At 43.3% G+C, this 21,194-nt stretch carries 21 protein-coding genes; 14 read left to right on the plus strand and 7 right to left on the minus strand.

The annotated features are described in order from the left end of the window. Window positions 1-20 precede the first annotated feature (20 nt). Entirely contained in the window at window positions 21-452 is a 432-nt protein-coding gene (locus CMAQ_RS05700; RefSeq protein ID WP_012186160.1) for a helical membrane plugin domain-containing protein, read from the plus strand. After that, entirely contained in the window at window positions 430-1,086 is a 657-nt protein-coding gene (locus CMAQ_RS05705; protein ID WP_012186161.1) for an HAD family hydrolase, read from the plus strand. Before CMAQ_RS05700 ends, CMAQ_RS05705 begins: the two co-directional genes overlap by 23 nt. Before the next feature lie 276 nt (window positions 1,087-1,362). Here CMAQ_RS05705 and CMAQ_RS05710 read toward each other — a convergent pair whose 3' ends face one another. After that, entirely contained in the window at window positions 1,363-2,166 is an 804-nt protein-coding gene (locus CMAQ_RS05710) for a hypothetical protein (RefSeq protein WP_012186162.1), read from the minus strand. 86 nt (window positions 2,167-2,252) lie between these two features. Here CMAQ_RS05710 and CMAQ_RS05715 point away from each other — a divergent pair, with 86 nt between their 5' ends. From CMAQ_RS05715 to CMAQ_RS10570, 5 genes are all read left to right on the plus strand, one after another. Then, window positions 2,253-3,131, plus strand: coding sequence for a hypothetical protein (locus CMAQ_RS05715; RefSeq protein ID WP_012186163.1), 879 nt, complete (start codon window positions 2,253-2,255; stop codon window positions 3,129-3,131). 122 nt (window positions 3,132-3,253) lie between these two features. Continuing rightward, entirely contained in the window at window positions 3,254-3,799 is a 546-nt protein-coding gene (gene thpR, locus CMAQ_RS05720) for an RNA 2',3'-cyclic phosphodiesterase (RefSeq protein WP_012186164.1), read from the plus strand. A gap of 67 nt (window positions 3,800-3,866) precedes the next feature. Next, window positions 3,867-4,943: a DNA repair and recombination protein RadA gene (gene radA / locus CMAQ_RS05725; protein ID WP_012186165.1), complete on the plus strand. Its 1,077-nt coding sequence runs from the start codon at window positions 3,867-3,869 to the stop codon at window positions 4,941-4,943. Window positions 4,944-5,070: 127 nt separating this feature from the next. Next, window positions 5,071-5,958, plus strand: coding sequence for a CBS domain-containing protein (locus CMAQ_RS05730; protein WP_012186166.1), 888 nt, complete (start codon window positions 5,071-5,073; stop codon window positions 5,956-5,958). After that, window positions 5,958-6,251, plus strand: a complete 294-nt coding sequence (locus CMAQ_RS10570) for a hypothetical protein (RefSeq protein WP_012186167.1) — start codon at window positions 5,958-5,960, stop codon at window positions 6,249-6,251. The genes CMAQ_RS05730 and CMAQ_RS10570 overlap by 1 nt, the downstream gene beginning before the upstream one ends. Here the strand turns inward: CMAQ_RS10570 and hemC are convergent. Then, window positions 6,201-7,118 (minus strand): hydroxymethylbilane synthase, encoded by a 918-nt coding sequence (gene hemC, locus CMAQ_RS05740; protein ID WP_012186168.1) that lies wholly within the window; start codon window positions 7,116-7,118, stop codon window positions 6,201-6,203. The two genes, CMAQ_RS10570 and hemC, sit on opposite strands and share 51 nt — an antisense overlap. A 47-nt stretch (window positions 7,119-7,165) precedes the next feature. After that, the gene (locus CMAQ_RS05745) at window positions 7,166-8,407 is read right to left on the minus strand and encodes a glycosyltransferase family 4 protein (protein ID WP_048062702.1); all 1,242 of its coding nucleotides are present in this window, start codon (window positions 8,405-8,407) and stop codon (window positions 7,166-7,168) included. A gap of 124 nt (window positions 8,408-8,531) precedes the next feature. Between CMAQ_RS05745 and CMAQ_RS05750 the strand changes: the two genes are divergently transcribed. Beyond that, the gene (locus CMAQ_RS05750) at window positions 8,532-9,884 is read left to right on the plus strand and encodes an FAD-dependent oxidoreductase (protein ID WP_012186170.1); all 1,353 of its coding nucleotides are present in this window, start codon (window positions 8,532-8,534) and stop codon (window positions 9,882-9,884) included. 104 nt (window positions 9,885-9,988) lie between these two features. Here the strand turns inward: CMAQ_RS05750 and CMAQ_RS05755 are convergent, their stop codons facing one another. Further along, window positions 9,989-11,800, minus strand: a complete 1,812-nt coding sequence (locus CMAQ_RS05755) for an ATP-dependent DNA ligase (RefSeq protein ID WP_012186171.1) — start codon at window positions 11,798-11,800, stop codon at window positions 9,989-9,991. A 152-nt stretch (window positions 11,801-11,952) separates the two neighbouring features. Continuing rightward, window positions 11,953-13,689, minus strand: coding sequence for a SelD-related putative sulfur metabolism protein (locus CMAQ_RS05760; RefSeq protein WP_012186172.1), 1,737 nt, complete (start codon window positions 13,687-13,689; stop codon window positions 11,953-11,955). Between the two features lie 98 nt (window positions 13,690-13,787). Between CMAQ_RS05760 and CMAQ_RS05765 the strand changes: the two genes are divergently transcribed. The 5 genes from CMAQ_RS05765 (at window position 13,788) to CMAQ_RS05785 (ending at window position 17,340) form a co-directional block, all read left to right on the plus strand. Beyond that, the gene (locus CMAQ_RS05765; protein WP_012186173.1) at window positions 13,788-14,018 is read left to right on the plus strand and encodes a sulfurtransferase TusA family protein; all 231 of its coding nucleotides are present in this window, start codon (window positions 13,788-13,790) and stop codon (window positions 14,016-14,018) included. 76 nt (window positions 14,019-14,094) lie between these two features. Beyond that, window positions 14,095-14,901, plus strand: coding sequence for an aldose 1-epimerase (locus tag CMAQ_RS05770; RefSeq protein ID WP_048062979.1), 807 nt, complete (start codon window positions 14,095-14,097; stop codon window positions 14,899-14,901). 40 nt (window positions 14,902-14,941) lie between these two features. Next, window positions 14,942-16,156, plus strand: coding sequence for an Nre family DNA repair protein (locus CMAQ_RS05775; protein WP_012186175.1), 1,215 nt, complete (start codon window positions 14,942-14,944; stop codon window positions 16,154-16,156). After that, the gene (locus tag CMAQ_RS05780) at window positions 16,149-16,850 is read left to right on the plus strand and encodes a hypothetical protein (RefSeq protein ID WP_012186176.1); all 702 of its coding nucleotides are present in this window, start codon (window positions 16,149-16,151) and stop codon (window positions 16,848-16,850) included. Before CMAQ_RS05775 ends, CMAQ_RS05780 begins: the two co-directional genes overlap by 8 nt. 73 nt (window positions 16,851-16,923) lie before the next feature. Next, window positions 16,924-17,340, plus strand: coding sequence for an FHA domain-containing protein (locus CMAQ_RS05785; protein WP_048062981.1), 417 nt, complete (start codon window positions 16,924-16,926; stop codon window positions 17,338-17,340). 429 nt (window positions 17,341-17,769) lie between these two features. Here the strand turns inward: CMAQ_RS05785 and CMAQ_RS10410 are convergent, their stop codons facing one another. Beyond that, a complete protein-coding gene (locus CMAQ_RS10410; RefSeq protein WP_012186178.1) occupies window positions 17,770-19,356 on the minus strand; it encodes a serine/threonine-protein kinase in 1,587 nt (528 codons plus the stop codon). A 53-nt stretch (window positions 19,357-19,409) separates the two neighbouring features. Here CMAQ_RS10410 and CMAQ_RS05795 point away from each other — a divergent pair, with 53 nt between their 5' ends. Continuing rightward, window positions 19,410-20,423, plus strand: coding sequence for a 2-(3-amino-3-carboxypropyl)histidine synthase subunit 1/2 (locus tag CMAQ_RS05795; protein WP_012186179.1), 1,014 nt, complete (start codon window positions 19,410-19,412; stop codon window positions 20,421-20,423). 60 nt (window positions 20,424-20,483) lie between these two features. Here CMAQ_RS05795 and CMAQ_RS05800 read toward each other — a convergent pair whose 3' ends face one another. After that, the gene (locus CMAQ_RS05800) at window positions 20,484-21,179 is read right to left on the minus strand and encodes a DUF72 domain-containing protein (protein WP_012186180.1); all 696 of its coding nucleotides are present in this window, start codon (window positions 21,177-21,179) and stop codon (window positions 20,484-20,486) included. Between the last annotated feature and the right edge of the window lie 15 nt (window positions 21,180-21,194).

Raw genomic sequence — 21,194 nt, forward strand, 5'->3', positions numbered from 1 at the left:
TAAGCCACTGGATATTAATTATGAGTTGCAATTGCCAGTGTGAGGAATTGAAGGAACTCCTGGAGGTAATGAGGAGAATTGAGGATAAGCTTGATAAGGCTGGGTTATCAGTGTTAGCTGACGTTGACCTATCATCAACACTAACATTAGTTATCAAATTATTAACTGAACCTAAGGTAATTGACCTAGTTGATAAATTAACTAAGATACTTAACATGCTAAGCCTAATAAACCCCTCAGCCCTTGTAACATTAACCTACTCCCTAAGCTGTATGAGTAAGAGCCTAGATAACGCTGAGATACTAAACGCACCTGAGGTCACATTCAATGACTTATTGAAAGAGTTATCTAAGCCAGAGTACAGTAAGGCATTGGGCATCGTACTATTAATACTTAGGAATGTGGCCAGCTGCATTGAGGGGGATGCACGTGTTAAAGGGAGTGGTACTTGACTTGGATGGAACCCTAGCGGACACTGCGGTGATTCATGGTGAGGCATGGAGAATGGCGATGAGGGATTTAGGCATACAGGCGCGTATTAGCGTTGAGCAGTTATTGGGTAAGAGGGCTCCTGAAATAGCCCTAGAGCTTGTTGAGGGTAATACTGAGTTGGCTCAGAGATTATTGGAGAAGAAGAATATTTACTTCAAGAGTCTTGTGGGTTTAGCTAAACCCAAGGCCTGTGCAGTTGAATTACTCAAGAGCCTTAGGAATGCTGGGATTAAGTTGAGTGTAGTCACTTCATCAAACAGGGTTTCAGCATATTCAGTACTGGAGGCAGTCAACATGATTAATCTCGTGGACTACATTATAACAGGTGATGATGTGAATAAGGGTAAGCCTGATCCAGAACCGGTTATTAAGGCGCTTAGGTTAATGAATAATGAACCAAGAGAAGTAATGGGTGTGGGGGACACTATACATGATTATGAGGCTTACTTGAGGGCGGGCTTAAAGGCAATAGTGATAGTGATTAACCCACTCATGGTTAACCACATTGCTCAATTCAAGGATGCAATAATCATTGATAACCTATGCGTACTACTTAATGCACTTGACGTAATAATGAAACATAATGCTGAATGAGGTAATAACCCATCTAATGCTTGTTAGTAACATTACTTATAAGGAATGGTATTAATGGCAGGAATAATCTATAATCCATGCCTCATAATGTCATAAAAGCGGCAAAATACGGCTAAACTTAATTTCATGAGTGTTGGAATATGTTAATAGAGAATAATCTACTCCATTGAAGTAAATAGGAAAATATAGGTAAGGTAAACTAAAGGTGGTGTTGATTCTCAATAGGCTTCTTCAGAGCGCCTAAGAGTGTATTATAAATCATAAGATGGAGTGGGGCTAAAGGCTCATTAATGTTAAGTACACTATGCTTGAGGGTATGTATAGTATGGCTAAATATATTATGGCAGCGTGCTCAAATGGAATTCCAGTGTCTAATGCTGTTAAGGTGGCTAGTATGGTTAATGACATTATTGGTGCTAGGTAGCTAATAATGTAAAATGGTATTAGGACTTGCTCAGTCACATGTGCTGTAAAGTAGTAGAGTAGGCTTATTAGGCTTATTGATATGGATATTGGGACTAGTGAAACCATTATGTTAGTTAATTCCCTAAGGTGAACAATAATTGGCTTTAACCTATATGAAATAACGTAATCAATTACCGCATAAATGAGTAGGGAAATTAAGGTTACGTACCATGGTAACGTTGGGCCAGCGTAGGGGAATAGGATAATTAACTTAACATTAGCAATCCATGATATTAGAACACTGAGCAGAACCAGTGGTGTTGATATTGCCAATAGTATTAATGGATTAATGTAGTATAAGTAAACCCAAGCCGATCTAAGGGATATGAAGTTAAGAACCTTGTAGAATGTTGATAATCCGCGTAAAGCATCATTGAATTCGCTTGGAACCTTACTAAGTAATTCAGAGCCTTTATCAGTTATGAAGTATCTACCATTCCTCTTAACCACAATACCCCTAGCCCTCATCTGCTCAAGATCATACACTATTATGGATAATGGCATGTGCGGAACAAGCCTAGTAATCTCCTGAAGACTCTTAGGCCCATCCTCAAGCAGAGTAAGTAGCGTAATCCTCCTTGGTGTTGAAACTAAGCTAGCTAAATCCTCAGCCACATGTAGCTAAGCCTGGGTTAACTTTAAACAATTACCGTTTAAGTAAGTTTTATTAAGTGCATTACCGTTAATAGTAGGGTTAGGAGATGGAGGATTTAGATAATGTTAAAAGAACAATACTTGCGTACATTCAGAGGAAGCGCAGTGTTAAGTTAAGTGAATTAAGGCAATGGGCCTTAGAAAACAACATAGGTATCCTCACACTCTACTTATCCTTAAGTAGGCTTATCCAGGAGAGGCAAAAAGACCTAACCCTAGGTCCCCCTGAACCCCTAATTAGCGGTAACATTAAGTTAATGGGTAAGTCACTTGACCTTAAGTTACCCAGTGAAATAACTATACAGGATAAAGCCAAGAGAAGGGAGGGCATTAAGGTTAATCAACGTAAACGCATAAGGGGGCAGAGGACGCTCCTAGATGTTCTCAGTAGCGAGGAAGCCACTAAGAGGGAGCAAGAGGTGAGGCAGGAGGTGGTAAATGAGGTTAAGGAGACCACTGTGCAGGTTCAAGGTGTTGAGGCTGAGGTTAAGGACCAGGGGAATCAGAGTGAGGAGACACCTATTAAGCAGCCTGAGCAGGTGGAGCAAAGTAATACCCAAGTTAATCAACTTAATCAACCTGCAGTTGAGGAGCAGGTTAAGGGTACTGGTAATGAGACTATTGACCCATCTCAATTAACTCTAAGTCAATTATCCCAATTGGTTGCATCAGAGTTAAGGATAAGCACTGAGGAAGCCACTAGGTTAATTTCATCAATTGGACAGTACTTAAACAGGTATTGGAGCGTTGGATTACTTAGGTTAATTGAGGATACTGTCAGGGGCAGTAATCCTGACTTAATTCAAAGGCTACTTAAGGTGCTTGAGAGATTAGGCTTCATTGAATTAACCAACCCAGGCATAGTTAATAGGAGGAGGAACATTAAGTTCCCTGTTTCAGACGCGAAGATAAGTGACTTAGTTTAATGGGATTAATTCTCATTATCATACCAATGATGCAGGACTTCATGCATTAGGAATCTCTAGATTATGCTTTAAGCCTAGATGATGCAATACTTTTAACTGCTTCCTGAGGTGATGGATTAACTATGGTTAGGTTATTTGTGGCAGTGGACTTATCCGATGAGGTGAGGGGTAAGGTAATTGCCTTTAGGGATGCAGTATCCAGTAGTGGCGCTGATGTTAAGCCTGTTGAGGATGAGAACCTTCACATAACCCTACGCTTCCTAGGTGAGGTTCGGGATAACCTTCTTCCTGAAATTATGCGTAACTTAAACTCACTAAGCTTCAGTAGCTTCAGGATGCATGTGAAGGGTACTGGAGCATTCCCATCAGCATCATCCCCAAGGGTTATTTGGGTTGGTGTCGAGGAGGGTGGTGACCAGCTTAAGGCTCTTCATGATACTGTTGAGGAGTTAGTGGGTAGGTATGGGGTTAGTGATGAGAGGGAATTCACACCCCACATAACTGTGGCTAGGGTTAGGGGTAGGGGCAGTGTGTTGGGTAAGTTAATTAACCAATGGAGGGACTTCGACTTCGGGTGGCAGACCGTGGATTCAGTAATACTTAAGAAGAGTACGTTAACCCCAAGGGGCCCAATATACGAGAACCTACTGATCATTAAGCTTAAGTAAGGGTTAAGGGGGTGCAATATTAGAGTTAGGTTTTTAAGCATTACCATCATTTTCAGTTCGAGTAGATATGCCACAGGTTAGGAGGAGGGAGAAGGCTAGTGAGGAGGTGGAGGAGCCCATTGGGAATGAGGAGGACACTGAGGCGACCACTGAGCCGTCAGCGGCACCAGTGACCACTGCTCTCCAGTCTCCGTCACAGTCCTATGACGTTGAGGAAATAGAGGGTGTTGGTAGGGTTACGGCCCAGAAGTTAAGGGAATCAGGCTACAATACTGCCTTAGACGTAGCCTACGCCGGTGTTAAGGAGCTTGCAGATGTACTTGGCAGTGAGGATAGGGCTAGGCAAATCATTGCAGCTGCCCAGAGGCTTGTTGGTTTAAACAACTTCGTGACTGCCCTTGAGGTTTATGAACGTAAGAGGAATGTTCAATACATTTCAACCGGCGTTAAGGCACTTGATGAACTGCTTGGTGGGGGTATTGAGACCAGGGCCATAACTGAGCTTGCCGGTGAATTCGGGTCGGGTAAGACTAACTTCTGCCATCAATTATCAGTAATGGTTCAGTTACCTGAGGATAAGGGTGGATTAAAGGGTAAGGCACTATTCATTGACACTGAGAATACGTTTAGACCTGAACGTATTGTTCAAATAGCTAAGTACAGGGGTCTTGACCCTAAGGAAGCGTTAAAGAACATCTTCTATGCAAGAGCCTACAATAGTGATCACCAGATGCTCATAATTGATGAGGCCAAGAAGATAATTCCCAAGGAGAACATTAGGCTAATAGTCATTGATTCATTGGTGGCTCACTTCAGGTCAGAGTACCCTGGTAGGGAGAATCTTGCTGAGAGGCAGCAGAAGCTTAACCACCATATTGCTCAATTACTTAAGTTAGCGGATATATATAATGCAGCCGTGGTTGTTACTAATCAAGTAATAGCGCAGCCGGATATGTTCTTCGGAAACCCATTGAAGCCGGCTGGAGGCAATGTTATAGCTCATGGAGCCACGTATAGGATTTGGCTTAGGAAGGGTAAGGAGAATATTAGGGTTGCCAGGATCCTTGACTCACCAATGCACCCTGAGAGTGAGGCGACGTTTAAAATAACTGAAGAAGGGCTTATTGATGGTGAACCACAGTAGTTTAATTTAATGGTGACTCACTAATATTACAGTTATCTTAACTGCAGTAAGCAGTTTAGGCAGTATATTTTACTGTTATGTTAATAGCCAGATAATTTTATAAACCGGTTATTGACTATTGGTATGAATGAGTTTCCCACCAACATACATGAGGGTAGTGGAGGCGTTGCTGGAGCTGTATAATATGCATAAGAGGCCGATTAAGAGTAAGGAGATTGCTGATAAGTTAGGGATGAATGAGGGTACTATAAGGAACATTATGGTTGCCTTAAAGGCAATGAACCTAGTTGACAGTAAAACTGGGCCATACGGTGGATTCATACCGTCTCAGAAGGCTGTGGAATTCGTTAAGTCACCAATGGTTATTAATCCAGTTAACGACATTGCTCAAATATTCGTAAACGGTAAGCCAATTAACGTTTACGCCACTGGCATTGAGTTAGTGAACGTGTTTAACCCATACATGAGTAAGGCCATAATAAAAATCCTCGGTAATGTTAAGGCAATTCACCCAGGTGATAATGTTAGGATTGGTCCAACAATAAACGCCAGGATTATTATTGAAGGCATTGTGCTGGAGGATAATTCATTATCTAAGGAATTAGTAATAGTGATTAAGAAGCTCCTTGCAATACCGAAGATAAGGGTACTTGACGTTATGACTAAGGAATTAGCCGTGGTTAAGCATGATGAACCATTAACAAGTGTAGCTAAGTTAATAGCGGATAGGAAGATTAGGGCATTACCCGTTGTGAATGATAATGGTGAATTAATAGGCTTAATAACAAGCTCAGACTTGGCGAGGGCCTTTAGTGATGGGGCCCTCACGGCATTGGTTAAGGATTACATGAGGCATGAAGTCCCCATAATAAGTTGGGATAGGGACATTTACGACGCCATGAGGCTAATGATGAGTTACAACATTGGTAGATTAATAGTGATTAACCAGGAGCAGAAACCGGTGGGTATAGTGACTAGGACAGATATATTAAGGTACCTGGCACCCTTAGGTTAATGAAATGTGAGATATGTTTAATCAATGAGGCATCCAGAGTATGCAGAATATGCGGTAGACACGTTTGCCTCGACGATTACGATGAGGGTAGGGGTATTTGCTCAATATGCAGTAGTACGCTATGTTACATATGTGGTGAAAGGCTTGCCGTGTCATTATGCGCAAGGTGCGGTAAACCAATATGCAGGGTACATAGCGTTAGGGTTGGGTTAATTAGGTACTGCCTCAACTGCGCTAAGGAATTAGGAGTACTTAAGCAACCTAGCCACCAATCCACGGGCATTCCTCAGTAAATCTTCAGCAGCCACCCTACCAGCCTCCTCAGGGTTCCTGGCATCAATCCTGGTTGAGTTAATGAACTTCTCAACACCATCAGGATCCACTACCCCATAAGTGAAGTCGAAGTATCCATCATCCAGTAACGCCAAGCCCCCTAAGGGTACGTGGCAACCAGCCCCTATTCTACTTAGGAAAGCACGCTCAGCCGCAGCCTCCTTGAATGTTTCCTCATCACTACTACGCCTCAGTACCTTAATTAAATCATCCCTATCCCTCCTTGCAACAACACCAATTATACCTTGTCCAGGGGCTGGTGGCATTAATTCAGGGCTTATTTCACTTACATTAGCATTAATGCTAAGTCTCTCCAGGCCTGCGGCAGCCATGATTAAGGCATCGTATTCACCATTATTAAGCTTCCTAATCCTCGTATCAACATTACCCCTAATGGGCTTCACCGTAACGTCACGCCTTAGGGAGAGTAGGAATCCCCTCCTCCTAAGGCTTGATGTACCAACAATTGAGTTGAGGGGTAATGTATCCACCGTGTACTGCCTGAGGGATACTAAGGCATCCCTCGGATTATCCCTTGGAGGTGTCATTACTAGTGTTAAGTCATTACTTATTTGAGCCGGCATATCCTTTAAACTATGTACAGCCACATCAGCCTCACCCCTGAGCACTGCCTGATTAACCTCCCTCTCGAAAATACCCTTAACCCCTATTTCATAAAGTGGCTTACTTAAGTCAACATCACCAGTAGTCTTAACTATAATTAGCTTAAACTCAACATCCTTATTAAACTCAAGTATCCTATCCATAACTATCTTAGTTTGCTTAAGGGATAACGCCGAACCCCTCGTGGCTATCCTAATAATCATCAGTAACGTTCCCCCATGACTCACTGATAAACCTTTGCTTCGTAAACTTAAATGACGCGAATAGAATCAACCACCCTAGGTACCTTAACACTAGTCTCCTCAGTCTCCTCGTAGGCTATTCTACCTAACATCTCCCACTCGTTGAGGGCAACATTAGTCCAATCAAATCTCTTAATGAATATTAAGCCCTCGTTAGCCAACTGCTCCCTATACTCCTCATCAGTAAGCAGCTTAGCCGCAGCGAGAGCCATGGAGTTAATGTCCCTAAAGGGAACCCTTAAAACCGCCCTAGTCCTGTAATTAAACCTAATTGCAGGTATATCGTAAGTAACCACTGGTACACCGTGGGCTAAGGCCTCAATGACAACTAACCCTATTGAATCCAATCTAGTGGGGTACACGAATACCCTAGCCCTAGCTAGGTAACTCAATAATTCACGCCTAGTTAAGTTAACCCTAACCTCTGTGAATTCACTTAACCCTAGTCTCCTTAACCTAGCCTTCACAATCCTTGGCGTATCATCATCAGCAGCCCCCATTATCATTGCCTTAGGCTTAAGCCCCATTCTCCTGTGCATTATGTTTAGGACTTTAATGAAGTCGAAGACCCCCTTCTCCCTCTTTAATCTACCGAAGAAGACTAAGTCAATGTCCTTATCACCGCACCTCCAACATGACTCATCAATACCCACACCTGGGTCAAGTACCTTAACCCTAGCCCTTAAACCCATGAGCCTCATCTCATAGGGTATTGACTTAGACACCGACAGCACAGTCTCCCCGGATAACACTACCTTAGCTATTAAGTACTCGAATAACTTATCGCCAATGTAACCCATACCGTTTAGCCTCAGGTTAAGGGACATTAATCTTATTGGATTCATAGGTAAGTCAATGTCAATTGCCCCAATCACCGGGGTTAATTGAAGTAAGGCAGTCCACTTAACGCCAATACTCTTAAGAAGCATCATCATGCCCACGTGCTCATGTGGAACATATAGTAAGTCAAAGTACTGTAGATCCCTCTTAATATTATTCATGGCGTCGTAAATGTATTTAGGGTAAGCGTAGAAGCGAGTTATCTCCATGGGCGGTAACTCAACTGTATTATTAATCACGAAGTCCCTGAACCTCCCCTCAAAGTAAACATCAAGCATGTTTAGGAGTTTAACGTAGTAATTCCTAGGTATTAGGAAAGTAGGTCTCCTAGGGTATCTGGAGGAGGTCTCCAGTATCCTCACGTGTCCCCCGGTTAGTGAGGATAATATGGTGAATAACGCTACCTGCATCTCTCGAGTCATTACAGCGCCTATTTTATTAATATTTCCGGATAATGCACTACACTTAATTCATTAATGCGTAATGCATCCCAGGTGAATAATGCATATATAGGTAAAGTAACCCACAGTCCCCATGACTAGGAAAGTAGTCATAATAGGTGCCGGTGCCGCGGGTGCATCGGCGGCTGCTAGGGCTAGGAGACTTGACCCTGAGGCTGAGGTTACCCTTATTGATAAGGGGCCATTAATCAGTCACGCACCCTGTGGAATACCATACTACATAGGTGGTGTTGTTAAGGATGCTGGTGAATTAGCCGTATATAGCCCGGAGGAATTCGCCAGGGAGAGGAGGATTAATGTTAGGGTTAACGCTGAGGCCATTGATGTTGATTCAAGTAACCGCATAGTGCTTGTTAAGGAGGGTAATAGTGTTGTTAAGTATGAGTGGGATGTCTTAATATTAGCCACTGGGGCTAAGCCAATAGTACCATCAATTGAGGGAAATGACTTGAGGGGTGTGTTGACGCTTAGGCTCCCCCATGAGGCAGGTAGGCTTAGGGAGGAGGCGTTGAGGGCTGATAAAGTGGCTGTAATTGGGGGTGGTTACATAGGCCTTGAACTGGCTGAGGCCTTAAGGGCATTGGGTAAGAGGGTGATGCTCTTTGAAATGATGCCTCACGTCCTACCCTCAACCCTAGACGAGGACTTAGCTAAGCTAATACATGATGAGTTAATTAAGAATAACGTGGAACTACACTTAAGCGAGAAGGTTGTAGGGTTCCGTGGTGTTAATGGGGAGGTTAAGAGTGTTATAACTGATAAGGGTGAGTATAATGTTGATAAAGTATTCATGGGGGTGGGGGTTAGACCTGACGTGGACTTAGCCTTAAAGGCTGGTGTTAAGCTTGGTGAAACTGGTGCAGTTTACGTTAATGAGTACATGGAGACCAGTGTACCGGGTATTTACGCTGCGGGTGATGTGGCTGAGACGTGGAGTATGGTGACGGGGAGGAGGATGTATGTTGCCCTTGCCCCACCAGCCAATAAAATGGGTCAGGTGGCGGGTGCTAACGCGGTTAAGGGTAGGTTCCTAAAGTTCCCGGGGGTGCTTGGTACTGCGATAACTAAGGTGTTTAACCTATACGTGGCTAGGACAGGCTTAACGGAGAGGCAGGCTAGGGAATGGGGATTTAAACCATACTCAGCCACCGTTAAGGTTAAGACAACAGCCCACTACTACCCCGGGGGTGGTGTTGCCACAATAAGGCTTACAGCAGATGAGGATACTGGTAGGGTTATTGGAGCGCAGGTGATTGGTAATGATAGGCTCATTGCAGGTTACATTGATACTGCAGCAGCCTTAATAGGTAAGGGGGCTACTGTTGATGACTTCTTCTTCGCCGACTTATCCTACTCACCGCCAACTGCACCTGTGTGGCATGGTTTAATAGTGGCTGCTAGGGTTCTCTCAAGGGGTAAGTATTAGATTCATGATCAAGGGGGTGTCAGGTGGGTAGCCGCCTTAAGTGACCCACCATCACACGCCCCGAATTTAAATCCAGTGCATTGGGTTTTAATAGCTAACTCAATTCAAGGCACTTGATCAGTTAACTTAACCTTCTTCTGATTACTGTACATTTCAAATATCTCCTTAACCGTTGTTGCATCCTCCGGCCTCTTATCAGTCCTATACCTACCTGTGAACCTTGGGAACCTTATAGCCAACCCCACGTCACCCTTAAGCATGACGGAGCAACAAGTGTGGAGTGGGGACATGGTTATCTCCGCGCCGGTTATCTCCAGCACTAGGCCTGGTGTGAACCATATGTCCGGCTCCATTTTCGAAACAACCCTGGGGTGTCTATGCGGTATTTTATATGGTTCAAGCATTTGAGGCAGCTTCTTTAGATCCTCATCAGTGAAGCCGCTCCCAACCTTGCATACTGTGTAGAATTGATCAGAGTCAGGGTCGTATGCGGCTAGGAGGAGTGCACCATAGGTTCCGGCTCTCTTACCGCGTCCCCAGAATGCCCCAACCACCACTAGATCCATTGTGTCTGATAACTCGCTCTTATAATCCCTCTTATACTTAATCCACAACCAACCCCTAGCCCCCATTTCATAGACTGAGCCTAACTTAACTGACTTACACATGACGCCTTCACAACCTGACGATATTGCGTCCAGGAAGAACTTCTCCAGTGAATCCGCATCATCGGTTATTATCCAGTCGGCGTGGTGAACATGCTCATGTGGCTTAATTATTGAGAACAGTACCTTCTTCCTATCGGGTAGAGGTAGGTCTGTTAAGTCCTGTCCATTAACGTACATTACGTCGAATAAGTATAGGTTAATGGGGTACTCCTCAATAGCCTCCTTAATATTATGCTTCCTCTTCCTATGCATTAATTCCTGAAACGGCTTAAACTCCCCTGTATCCGGGTCAATTGCAACACCCTCACCCTCAACTATGAATTCCTCAGCATCAATTGCCTCACGGGCGTACTCGGCTACATCAGGGTACTGGTTAGTTATATCCTCCATCCTCCTACTGAATATTTTAACAGTACCATCCTTAAGCTTATGTATCTGCATCCTCTCACCATCATACTTAAACTCACATATGGCAACCCCACCAAGCTTATTCAAAATCTCCTTAGGGCTACTTAACCTCTCAGCAAGCATAGGCTGTATAGGTACACCAGGCGTAACCTTAATCGCCTTAACAGCCTCCTCACCCCCCTCAGCCAGTGTCTTAGCTATCTTACCGAGGTCCGGGTAAACGTGGTAAGCCTTCTCCAGTAAATCCCTATTAACATCAAAGGCGTCTGATAAGGCATCTAGAATAGTCATGTCAGCCACCCCCAATCTTAACCTCCCTATGACGAATCTAGTAATGTACTTAGCCTCATCGGGTTCGGCATCAGTTAATAGACTTGACAGTAACTTAACCTTAGTGTCCTGGGCTCCTTCCCCAGATGCCTTTGCTATGGCCATTAAAGTGTCGTAGACCTTACTGATCGTTAGCCTCCTCTTAGGTCCAGTGTCAATGAAGTCGAATATAGTGCCACCACCCCCCTTACTCCTCTTAATCTCCGCAGCCCTCTTAGCCACCTCACCTGCATCACCAAGCTTCTTATACAATTCCTCAACCTGCCTGATAGGTAAGCCAGTGGCCATGGATATTGCCCTAAGTGTTAGCCTTTCAGCTAAACCAAGCTCCACACCCTCCCAGTCAGGCCTAAGGCTACCCAGTAGGAAGTATATGACCTTATCAATGACCTGTGGTGGCGTTTTAGCAAGTAGGCTTGAGAGTGCCTTAGCCATAACAGTCCTCTGCGTTGTAGCCTCCACTAACTTAAGTACGGATACAATATTGGAGAATTCTAAGTCAGATTCCACATCACTCTAAGCGGCCTAGATATTAATTAACCTTACGTTAGGTTCTGCATCATCATGTGAATAGCCTTATAAGTAAAGCTTATGCGTGATGCTAATTATGAATAGGCTTAGTTACCTTCTTAACGTTATTCAATTAACCCTTGAGGTGTAGGTCACTCGATGGTGAAGTCTTGGAATTCACCCTTATAACTACTCCACTTAATGTTTAATTCCCTCACTTCCGCAATATTAATATTCCTCAGCGACTCTATGAACGCCTTAATATTACCCTCCTCCCCCTCAACAATTATGAGGACTGAACCATCCTCATTATTCCTAGCAAACCCTGTTAATCCAAGGGATTTAGCATTCCTCCTCACTAATGGCCTAAACCCAACCCCCTGAACCTTCCCCGTAACCATTATCTCAGCCCTCGCAAGCCTCAATGCTGCCTGTCTAGAGACGCCTTGAAGAATATTGGAGGCTATGGTTAGTTTAGTAAGCATAACCTTATCCTTAATATACCTAGTCACGTAGTCGGGAACTATTAGGGTGCCTTCACCCCTACCCACGACTTCACCTATCACCATTGGCTTTAAGCCAGGTATCTTCCCTAATTCATCTAATACATCATCAACCAGTCCACTGGAGACCACTAGTGCCACTGCACCATTTGTGCCAGCGGTGGCGTCTGAAATAATGTAGTTTGATGCAGCGAATTCAGCAACCTCAGGGCTTATTAAAGGTATGTTACTTAACCTAATCTTAACATTAGCCGTCTCGGCGAGCTCCTTAAAGACAAATATCCCTGGGCCACTAATATCTATTGTTGCGGCAACGTGTTCATCATCATTGAATCTCCGCCCAAGTTCAGGTAAGTGATTGTAAATTACCTTAGCAACATCAATGTTCGGTTTAGCCATTTGATTCAAGGCATACTCCTTAATCTCCTCAAGCTCATCAACAGTCATGACCTCCCTCTCAAACTTATCGTATAACTCCTCATCAACGTGAAGAGCAACGTAAGTCCCTATTATGCTTAATTCACCGAAGGGCCTAGTTACAATAATCTTAAAACCCTCCTTAACCTCATTATAGAACATCGGTGGCTCCCTATCAAGCCTACTGGCCACCGTGGAGCCTATTAGTAAGTAACCTAGATTAGGCTGCTCAACATCATGCAGCCTCCCACCTAGCTCATTGACGTAAGCCTTAACCTCATTAAACAATCCATGCTTATACTCACCTGGTGCATCATACACTGGGTAGAATTCAAGGTCCTTAAAGGCACCCTTTGAGAATAAGTCATTGAGGGCATTATTTAATGCAACTGAGACCTGTCTACGGGACGCTATTTCATCCATTGGATCTATGACTTGTATAGTATCATTGTTAACTAGGGTATAGGCATCATCCTTATTCTTAACCTTAATGAAATCCAGGACATGAATACTGGCGTTGGGTTGAGTACTCACTATACTATGACCCTTACCTATAACTAACTCCTTATTAACCTTAGCCAGCTCCTTAAATAACCTTATCATAATGTTAGCGAATGAATCAGGATCGCTGGCGTTGCCTTGAAAAGACTCAACGAGTAGTATTAACGCATCAGGGTTAAAGTCACTAATAGTGTTAATGGGTAGCTTCGGTGAATCAACACTAGTTATAACCCTCATTAAATCTAATTCACTACCCCTGAGGACTGCCACATCCTCGCGTGGAGCTATTTTAATATGTAATTCACCCAGTTCCCTCTTCACAATGGATAAAGCTGGGTAGAGCACGTTATAGAGGTCAACCTTAACGGAGCATCCCAATGCAAGTGAAGTTAAGTTAACCCCTATGGAGGCGTACTTACTAACATGCTTCAGGAATCTGCTCATTCTCTCTTCTTTACTTACCTTCATCAATACCGCATTTCCTGTATTGAATTTAAAGGAATGATCATTATGCATTTTATGCCTAGGTATTTCACATCTAAAAAGAAGCTTAAGTAGTCTCCATTATGAGTACCCAGTATGAGATAAATGTTAGTGGTATGAGCTGCCCAACACCGTTAAACGTGGTGGCGAGGGAATTGGTTAAGGTGCCTATTGGGTCAAGGTTCGTGATAAAGACTGATGACTACGTTTGCTATATGATGCTTCTAAGGTTCTTGAAAATACTAGGGGAGTCCGTGGAGAATAATATTGAGCAAGGTAACTCCTACATAATTATTGGGGTCAGGAATACTTAAGTGGGGTTAAAAGCAAGCGTATCATTAATTTAACGACAGCATATTTTTAACTGCACGGCTTAGTCTAGAGGTTATGATTAGGCTTAGGGAAGGTAACTCCGAGGCCATTATTTATGAAAGGGGGGCTTACCTATACTCATGGAGTATTGGGGGAAGGGATATTATCCTGAAGGGTAATCTTGATGCACCAACCAGGGGAGGTATGGCTATATTAATACCATACGCCAATAGAGTAAAGGGGGCTGAGTACGTGTTTAATGGCGTTAAGTACACGTTGCCTATTAAGTGGTGGCCACCTAGGGAGGATAATGCAATTCACGGCCTAGTCCTTGATAAGGACTTCATAGTGAAGGAGTCAACAGTCAACTCAGTGCTGCTTAACTACGTGCTTAGGCATAGTGGGTACCCGACAATACTAGATATCTTGGTTAAATATGAACTCAGTGGTGATGCATTAAAGGTTAGCTTCACCATAAGTAATATTGGGCCCTCAGAAGCACCACTCACAGTTGGCGCCCACCCCTACTTCCTAGTATCCAGTGACTGGAATATTAGGACTGGTGGCGAATCATATCAATGCGAGGCAGTGGATAAAATACCCACAGGTAGGTTGATTAGGCGTGAATTAAGTAGGGGTGATTGGGATGACTGCTTCATTGTTGATGACCCAATTGAATTAACATCATCGTATTCAGGAATAGTAATGACTAGGGTTAACATGAAGTACCTCCAAGTCTACACTGGTATCCCCAATGCAGTTGCGGTTGAACCAATGAGTGGTGCACCTGACGCGTACCATAATGGAATGGGCCTCATAGTTATTAAACCCAATGAGACTAGGGAATTCTCATTCACGATTAAGGTAACTAGGATTCCTACTTGAAACGTTTTAAATACCCTCAACTACTATAGTTCAGGTCGCAGTGACTGGGATTAGGATAAGGCCTGAATTATGCTTGGCGTGTAAGGGATACAGGAACCTATGTGGATTACCCAAGTGCCCGCTCCTGGAGAGGAGGATTACGTTAAGTCGAATTGAAAAGTACATTAATGGTAATGTTAATGGGTCCTCACCCCCATCAGTGGTGGTTGGTGAGCATGGTTACCCATTAGTAAGGGTTATGATTGGTATACCGCCTAACGTGCATGGTGATGCAGCCTCAAGTTACGATAACCCAAGTGAATGGTGGGGTAGGTTAAGTTTATTCGATATTATTAGGCTTAGGTCATCCATGGTTGCTGCATCAACCACTGTTAAGGTTAATAACGTTGATAAACTCTATGATAATGAATTAGCACCAGCATCAGTATCAGAGCGGCCTGTGGATATGGAGGCTTTACTTAAGGGTAAGTTAACTGGAGTCAGCATTAATGAACTACTAGCCCCCACTCCCCCCTCAGTTAGGGCGTTGAGTATTAGGATTAATGATAATCCCAAGGTACCTAAGCCCATTGAGAAGTTAATCAACGATGATGCTGAGGCCAATGATGCTGTTTGGGAGGCCTACAGGGCAGGGATTAGTGTTTACTCATTAATAAGGGCATTATCAGTGGGTATGCTGGGTAGGAGGAGGAATCGAAGACTAGTACCCACTAGGTGGGCCATTACTGCTGTGGATTCAATCATAGGTAATAGATTGAGGAGTAGAATCAAGTCAATGCCTGAGTTAAGCGAGGATCTACTCTTCTACGGCGAATACCTGGGTAATAGATTCATTATAGTGCTTAGGCCTGGTGCATATAGGGCTAGGTGGATTGAATTATGGTACCCGTCCTCAGCCCTTGTCCTAGGTAATGAGGCTGCTGTTCACGTTGTTGATGAGGATTATAGGGGTAGGGTTAATGACATGGATGGTGGCTTTTACGCAGCTAGGTTATCTGCATTAGAGTACCTTAGTAGGATTGGTAAATCAGCTGAAGTAATAATATTTAGGGAGGTTCTTCCAGAGTACTTCGCAACGGTTGGTAATTGGCATATTAGGGAGACTGTTAGGAGGGCTTTTGAGAAGGGCCCAATTAGTAAGGGTGATGAAGTTTACTCAACATTAGTTAATTTACTTAAAAGCAAGGAAATAGTAAAATACATGCCCAGTAGGCTTAATCGTATTACAGATTACATGGGTGTTAATAATGGTTAAGGTGAAGCCAATAACTGAGGTGGAGACACTGATATTCCATAACATACTAGCCATAGTGCTTCTAGTACTCATGGTGATGCTCTACGACATCCTAGCCAGATACATGTTCAGAGTACCAATAGGTGTGGGTACTTCATTATCAATTCTACTATTCCTCCTATTGGTTTCATCAGCAATGGTTCTACTCACCAGGGTCTATGTTAGGGAGAGGATTATAACCTGTAGAAACGCCAACAGCCTAGTAGGCGGTGTTACGGCGTTACTGTATATTTCAATATACTCAGCCTTAACCTACCAGTCACCCTATGCTATGGCTGCAGCTGTATTAATGGGTATTGTATTAGGCTTCGGAGTATACATGACAACCCTGGTTGATGCCTCAATATGCCAAAAGATACCAAGCATTAGTATTAGTTTAATTGATCCTCAGCTTGAGTTTAATAAGGTCATACTGGTGAGGAATAGGGTTACAGTGGGGAGTGGTAGGGATAGTGATGTAATCCTACCTGTTAAGGCGGCTGACTTATTCATTACAATAATTAACAATAAGGGTAAGGTAACTGTTACCGGTAAGGGTCTCATGATTGAGGATAAGGGTAAGCTTAGGAGCATTGATTCAGTGGAGATAGGTGTGGGTGAATCCTACATCATATGGATTAACAATGTTAAGGTTAAGTTAACCCGCCTAAGCTAAGCTTAATTTAATAATACTTAAGAGTGTACACTGGGCTAAAAGCATATAAATGCCCACTGGATTAGATGCCGCGATGCATAATAATAAGGGTAATGCCACCCTTAACGTTAAGGATCTAGGAGCAGAAACAACCAGCCGTGTTGAGCAGAAGCCGGTGAAAAGGATTAGAATAACCTTCATAGAATCAACCACTGACTCACTTAAGAACACAGCTGTGGATCTTGACGTAGTGTACTTCGATTCAATAACCATAGGAAGGGCACCGGACAACATAGTGGTTATACCTGATATAACGGTTTCAAGGAGGCATGCAGTAATATCCAGGGACTCCAGTGGTTCAATAGTTCTAGTTGACTTAAACAGTAAGAATGGTACATACGTGTATAATAATGGTGTTTTTGAACGCGTTAATAAGGTTGAATTAAAGGATGGAATAGTGATAAGGCTAGGCATATACACTATAATAAGGATAAATCTGATTCAGGGATAAGATCCAAGGCACTGTAACTAGTAATTAAGTAATATGCCTCATGATTGAATACGTGTACTAAGTAACCATGCCTGACCACTCGCCCTGGAGGGTTGGGTTTTCTTTGGACGGCTTATTGGCTTGTGGTTTACCGTCTTCATTCTCACTGCTTCACTGCCGGTGGGGGCTTCCCTTCACCCTGCTCTGCTCGTCCAGCGGTAGACCACGGGCTAGGTCTTCAGCCCAATTACCCCTATCCCTCCATGGGACTCGGGGGTATGTGGAGTGGTCCCTCATGTGGGAACACTTGAGTAAACCATCATAAACCCCACCATGAGAATGAATCCCCTACACAGGATAACCCCACCAATCCCAATAAAGCATTAAACCCTACCCCGCCTTAAAAAGGTGAAGCTCACCGTCCTTTGTCACACGCTTAAGTTAAATTGGTTAGGATTGTAGAGGGGTTGTTAAGATGCTTAGTACAGTAATAACCTCATCAATGCTTGGACGCATTTGAGGATTCATGCTTAGGCTTCTCAGTATAATGTCGGTGAGTAGTGGGGGTATGTGTGGATCCATGGGTGGTGTAATGCCTCTTAAGATGTATTGCTGTGGGTTAAAACCCATGAGCATCTCATACATTATTAAACCCAGGGAGTATACGTCAGCCCTATCCGTGGCTGCCTTATTCATGAGAACCTCAGGGGCTGAGTATGCTAGGGAGAATTGAGATATTTCAACACTCTGCCCTGCGTAAACCCTTGAAGCCCCTAAGTCACCGAGCTTAACTACCCTCCTATTCTTATCCTTGAATAGGACGTTCTCAGGCTTAAGATCAAGGTGAAGCATACCCATGCTGTGTAATTCCTTTAAGGCAATAGCCACCTCATACGCAATTCTAACAGCCTCACCTACACTTAGTTTTCCCTTCTCCCTAAGGTAACGTCTCAATGACCCATACTCCATGTAATCCATAACTATGTATGGTGGATCCTCCAGGTAAGACTCCAGGTTCCTGTAGGGTAATTTATCCTCATTTATGTGTATTTCATAAACCTTAACCACCCTATCACTGTTAACTAGTAGGTAACTGGTCATCTCTCTCTTAAAGGATTGAACAACCTTCAAGTCACTGGCTAAGGGAGTGTTACTAGGGCTGGTGTATCTGAGAACCTTAATGGCGTACTTCTCATTACCGTAACGACCCAGTAACACGTAGCTGAATCCCCCAGTGTCAATAACCTTCTCAACGTAGTAACGGCCACCAATCCATGCATCAACCCATGTTTCAGGCGGCGGCACACCCCTATGGTATCTCACTTTCCTGAATGTTGCCAGTGCCGGTATTAGTAGGAGTGATGCTTGGGGGATAAAGATTAGTGAGGTTGATGATAATGCAATAGCTAAAGCCCGCTTAAGCCTACTTGACTTAACCATTGGTATCGTTAACACGAAGCTCGCTAAAATGCTTAGTGAAGCTTGAAATAAACTGGGTTTTAATCTTTGACTAAGTAGAATTAGTATAAGTGGGAGTATTGAGAGAATATACATTACCCAGGATGGGTACCTGTAGGTTGATTGAAGAGGACCATTGTAGGCTCTTATCGTAATGTACATTAGCAGTAGGAAGCTGAATATCATGTATATTAAGGAGTATGTAGCGGCTGATGAAGCAACCACAAGTACGTAGTAGACTCCAACTAGGAGGTAACGTGACCAGGCTGGTAATTGAATTACAGTTAATGAAACAGCTATTGAAACCCCCACCATTACTACCAGTTCACTTATGAACCCCAGTGAATTAAGGTTACTGTATGTGATTAAGGCCAGGGCCAGGTACAGTGCGCTTATTGTTGCGTAATTCTTAGCGAAGGGGAATAGGAGTACTGGAAGCATGGTTAAGGTGGTTGCTATTATCATAATCATGCTCTCATTAAACGTTATCCCAACTGCCGTTACCAATACTGCTAAGGCTAGGGTTTCAGTAATCCTCTCAATCAAGTCATAGTAACTGTACCTTGGTTCACTGCGCATTTCAGTTAAGCAACCCATGTAGGGTTTATTAACCTAAAGTCTAATGGAAAGCGATGATAGTGGAGAATGTGTTGGTGGAGGGTATTGATGAGTTAAGGGGGATTATTAATGATAGAGTGATGATTGAGGCGCCAATAGGTCTTAATAATATTGCAGTGAAGTTATCGAAAATAATTATTGAGAAGTATGGTGTTAAGGAAGCAGTAGTAAGCGGTAGGAATGCCTGGGGGGCATGTGACATAACCACTCCACCGCCTGGCTTCGACATTATACACATTGGTCATGCGTTACCCCCGAATATTGAATCATTAATGAGGATTAATGGCTATGTGATTGAGAAGAACGGTGAAAAGGCAGTTATCACTGGTAAGGGGTTTAAGGCATATATCCTACCAGCCTACTACATGCCTAATGATGGTGTCGTTGAGGCTTTAGTCAAGGGCCTACAGGGGTATGAGGGTTCACTAGTCCTTTACCCAATCCTATACAAGCTTTACGCGGAGTCAGTGGCTAGGGGGATACGTGGAGCCGCGGTGGGGCCGTTCACAGGATGCTTCATGCCCATTAGGGCTAATAGGATTGTGGTGGTTTCAGGGGGTTACTTCTATGCGTTAACAGCTAAGTTAATTAACCCAGGTTCAAGGGTAATGGTGGCTGATCCACATAGGGTTGTGGTTGAGGATGTGGAGTCGGTTTACAGGAGGTACATTGGTTTAAAGGTTAATTCACTGTTAAGGGCTATTGATGCGAGGAGGATAGCCATATTATTAACCAGTAAGCCTGGTCAAGGCAACATTAATCATGCCTTAAGCGTTAAACGTAGGTTACAGCAGAGTGGGAGGGATGCCTTCATACTCTACGTTGATGAGGTCTCAGCTGAGGCTATAAATAATATTGATGCTGACGCAGTTGTTATTGAGGCTTGTCCGAGAATAGCCTTAGATGACTTAGATAGGGTTAATAAACCACTCATAGCGCCGCTTGAGGTGAATTACATTATTAACGGTAAGATAAGTGAATATAAGGCAGCTGCAGCAACATTGATACCGCTTAATAGTGGGTACTAGCTTATGCCTAACCATAACTTAAGCAGTGCCTTACGGCAATGACCTGGTGTTTAACTAAGATTAAAGGTTTCTTAAAATGCTTAACATTGCCTTAGCGTTCTCCAGCATCCAGTGGTCATTATTAAAGAATACGTAAACCTTAATTGGATTAAGGGATTTAATAACCTTAGCCACCTCAATTAATTCACCCTCACTGTAATTGTGGAAGTACCAATTACTCCTCCCATGCATCCTCAAGTAAACAACACCATTACTTGATCCTATCCACTTAATTTCAGGGGAGTCTATGGATACCATTGTGACTTCAAGTTCATTAATTGAATTAACCACGCTATCATTAAACCAACCGCGCTCCCTAAACTCAACCGCAATTCTCTCACCACCTCCTATTTCACTTATGAAGTCGTGAAGTCTACTTAAGTTATCGCTACTGTACTTGAATGATGGAGGTAGTTGAATTAAGTAGAAGTCGATGCTATTGTTAAGCGGCTTAAATAACTCAATCATCTTACGCCACCATTCAGGGGCATTACCGCTAAGCTTAGCCACATGGCTAATGTACCTATAAGCCTTAATAGACCATCTTAATGCTGAAGCCTTACTAGCCCATGAATTAACCATAGTGGGTTTAGGTAACCTATAGAATGATGAATTCAACTCAACTGCATTCAACCCACTATACTTAACGTACCAATCCAGTGAACGCCCCTTATTCCAATCATATAACCAACCTGAGGTGCCTACGTAAATTTCCATTTAATCACCAATGCA

It is taken from the genome of Caldivirga maquilingensis IC-167, from assembly GCF_000018305.1.
GTDB classification, from domain to species: domain Archaea; phylum Thermoproteota; class Thermoprotei; order Thermoproteales; family Thermocladiaceae; genus Caldivirga; species Caldivirga maquilingensis.

Coding starts and splice junctions, on each gene's coding strand:
- CMAQ_RS05700 (WP_012186160.1), top strand. CDS start 21: ATGAGTTGCAATTGCCAGTGTGAGGAATTGAAGGAACTCCTGGAGGTA.
- CMAQ_RS05715 (WP_012186163.1), top strand. CDS start 2,253: ATGGAGGATTTAGATAATGTTAAAAGAACAATACTTGCGTACATTCAG.
- thpR (WP_012186164.1), top strand. CDS start 3,254: ATGGTTAGGTTATTTGTGGCAGTGGACTTATCCGATGAGGTGAGGGGT.
- radA (WP_012186165.1), top strand. CDS start 3,867: ATGCCACAGGTTAGGAGGAGGGAGAAGGCTAGTGAGGAGGTGGAGGAG.
- CMAQ_RS05730 (WP_012186166.1), top strand. CDS start 5,071: ATGAGTTTCCCACCAACATACATGAGGGTAGTGGAGGCGTTGCTGGAG.
- CMAQ_RS10570 (WP_012186167.1), top strand. CDS start 5,958: ATGAAATGTGAGATATGTTTAATCAATGAGGCATCCAGAGTATGCAGA.
- hemC (WP_012186168.1), bottom strand. CDS start 7,118: ATGATTATTAGGATAGCCACGAGGGGTTCGGCGTTATCCCTTAAGCAA.
- CMAQ_RS05745 (WP_048062702.1), bottom strand. CDS start 8,407: ATGCAGGTAGCGTTATTCACCATATTATCCTCACTAACCGGGGGACAC.
- CMAQ_RS05750 (WP_012186170.1), top strand. CDS start 8,532: ATGACTAGGAAAGTAGTCATAATAGGTGCCGGTGCCGCGGGTGCATCG.
- CMAQ_RS05760 (WP_012186172.1), bottom strand. CDS start 13,689: ATGAAGGTAAGTAAAGAAGAGAGAATGAGCAGATTCCTGAAGCATGTT.
- CMAQ_RS05765 (WP_012186173.1), top strand. CDS start 13,788: ATGAGTACCCAGTATGAGATAAATGTTAGTGGTATGAGCTGCCCAACA.
- CMAQ_RS05780 (WP_012186176.1), top strand. CDS start 16,149: ATGGTTAAGGTGAAGCCAATAACTGAGGTGGAGACACTGATATTCCAT.
- CMAQ_RS05785 (WP_048062981.1), top strand. CDS start 16,924: ATGCATAATAATAAGGGTAATGCCACCCTTAACGTTAAGGATCTAGGA.
- CMAQ_RS10410 (WP_012186178.1), bottom strand. CDS start 19,356: ATGCGCAGTGAACCAAGGTACAGTTACTATGACTTGATTGAGAGGATT.
- CMAQ_RS05795 (WP_012186179.1), top strand. CDS start 19,410: ATGATAGTGGAGAATGTGTTGGTGGAGGGTATTGATGAGTTAAGGGGG.
- CMAQ_RS05800 (WP_012186180.1), bottom strand. CDS start 21,179: ATGGAAATTTACGTAGGCACCTCAGGTTGGTTATATGATTGGAATAAG.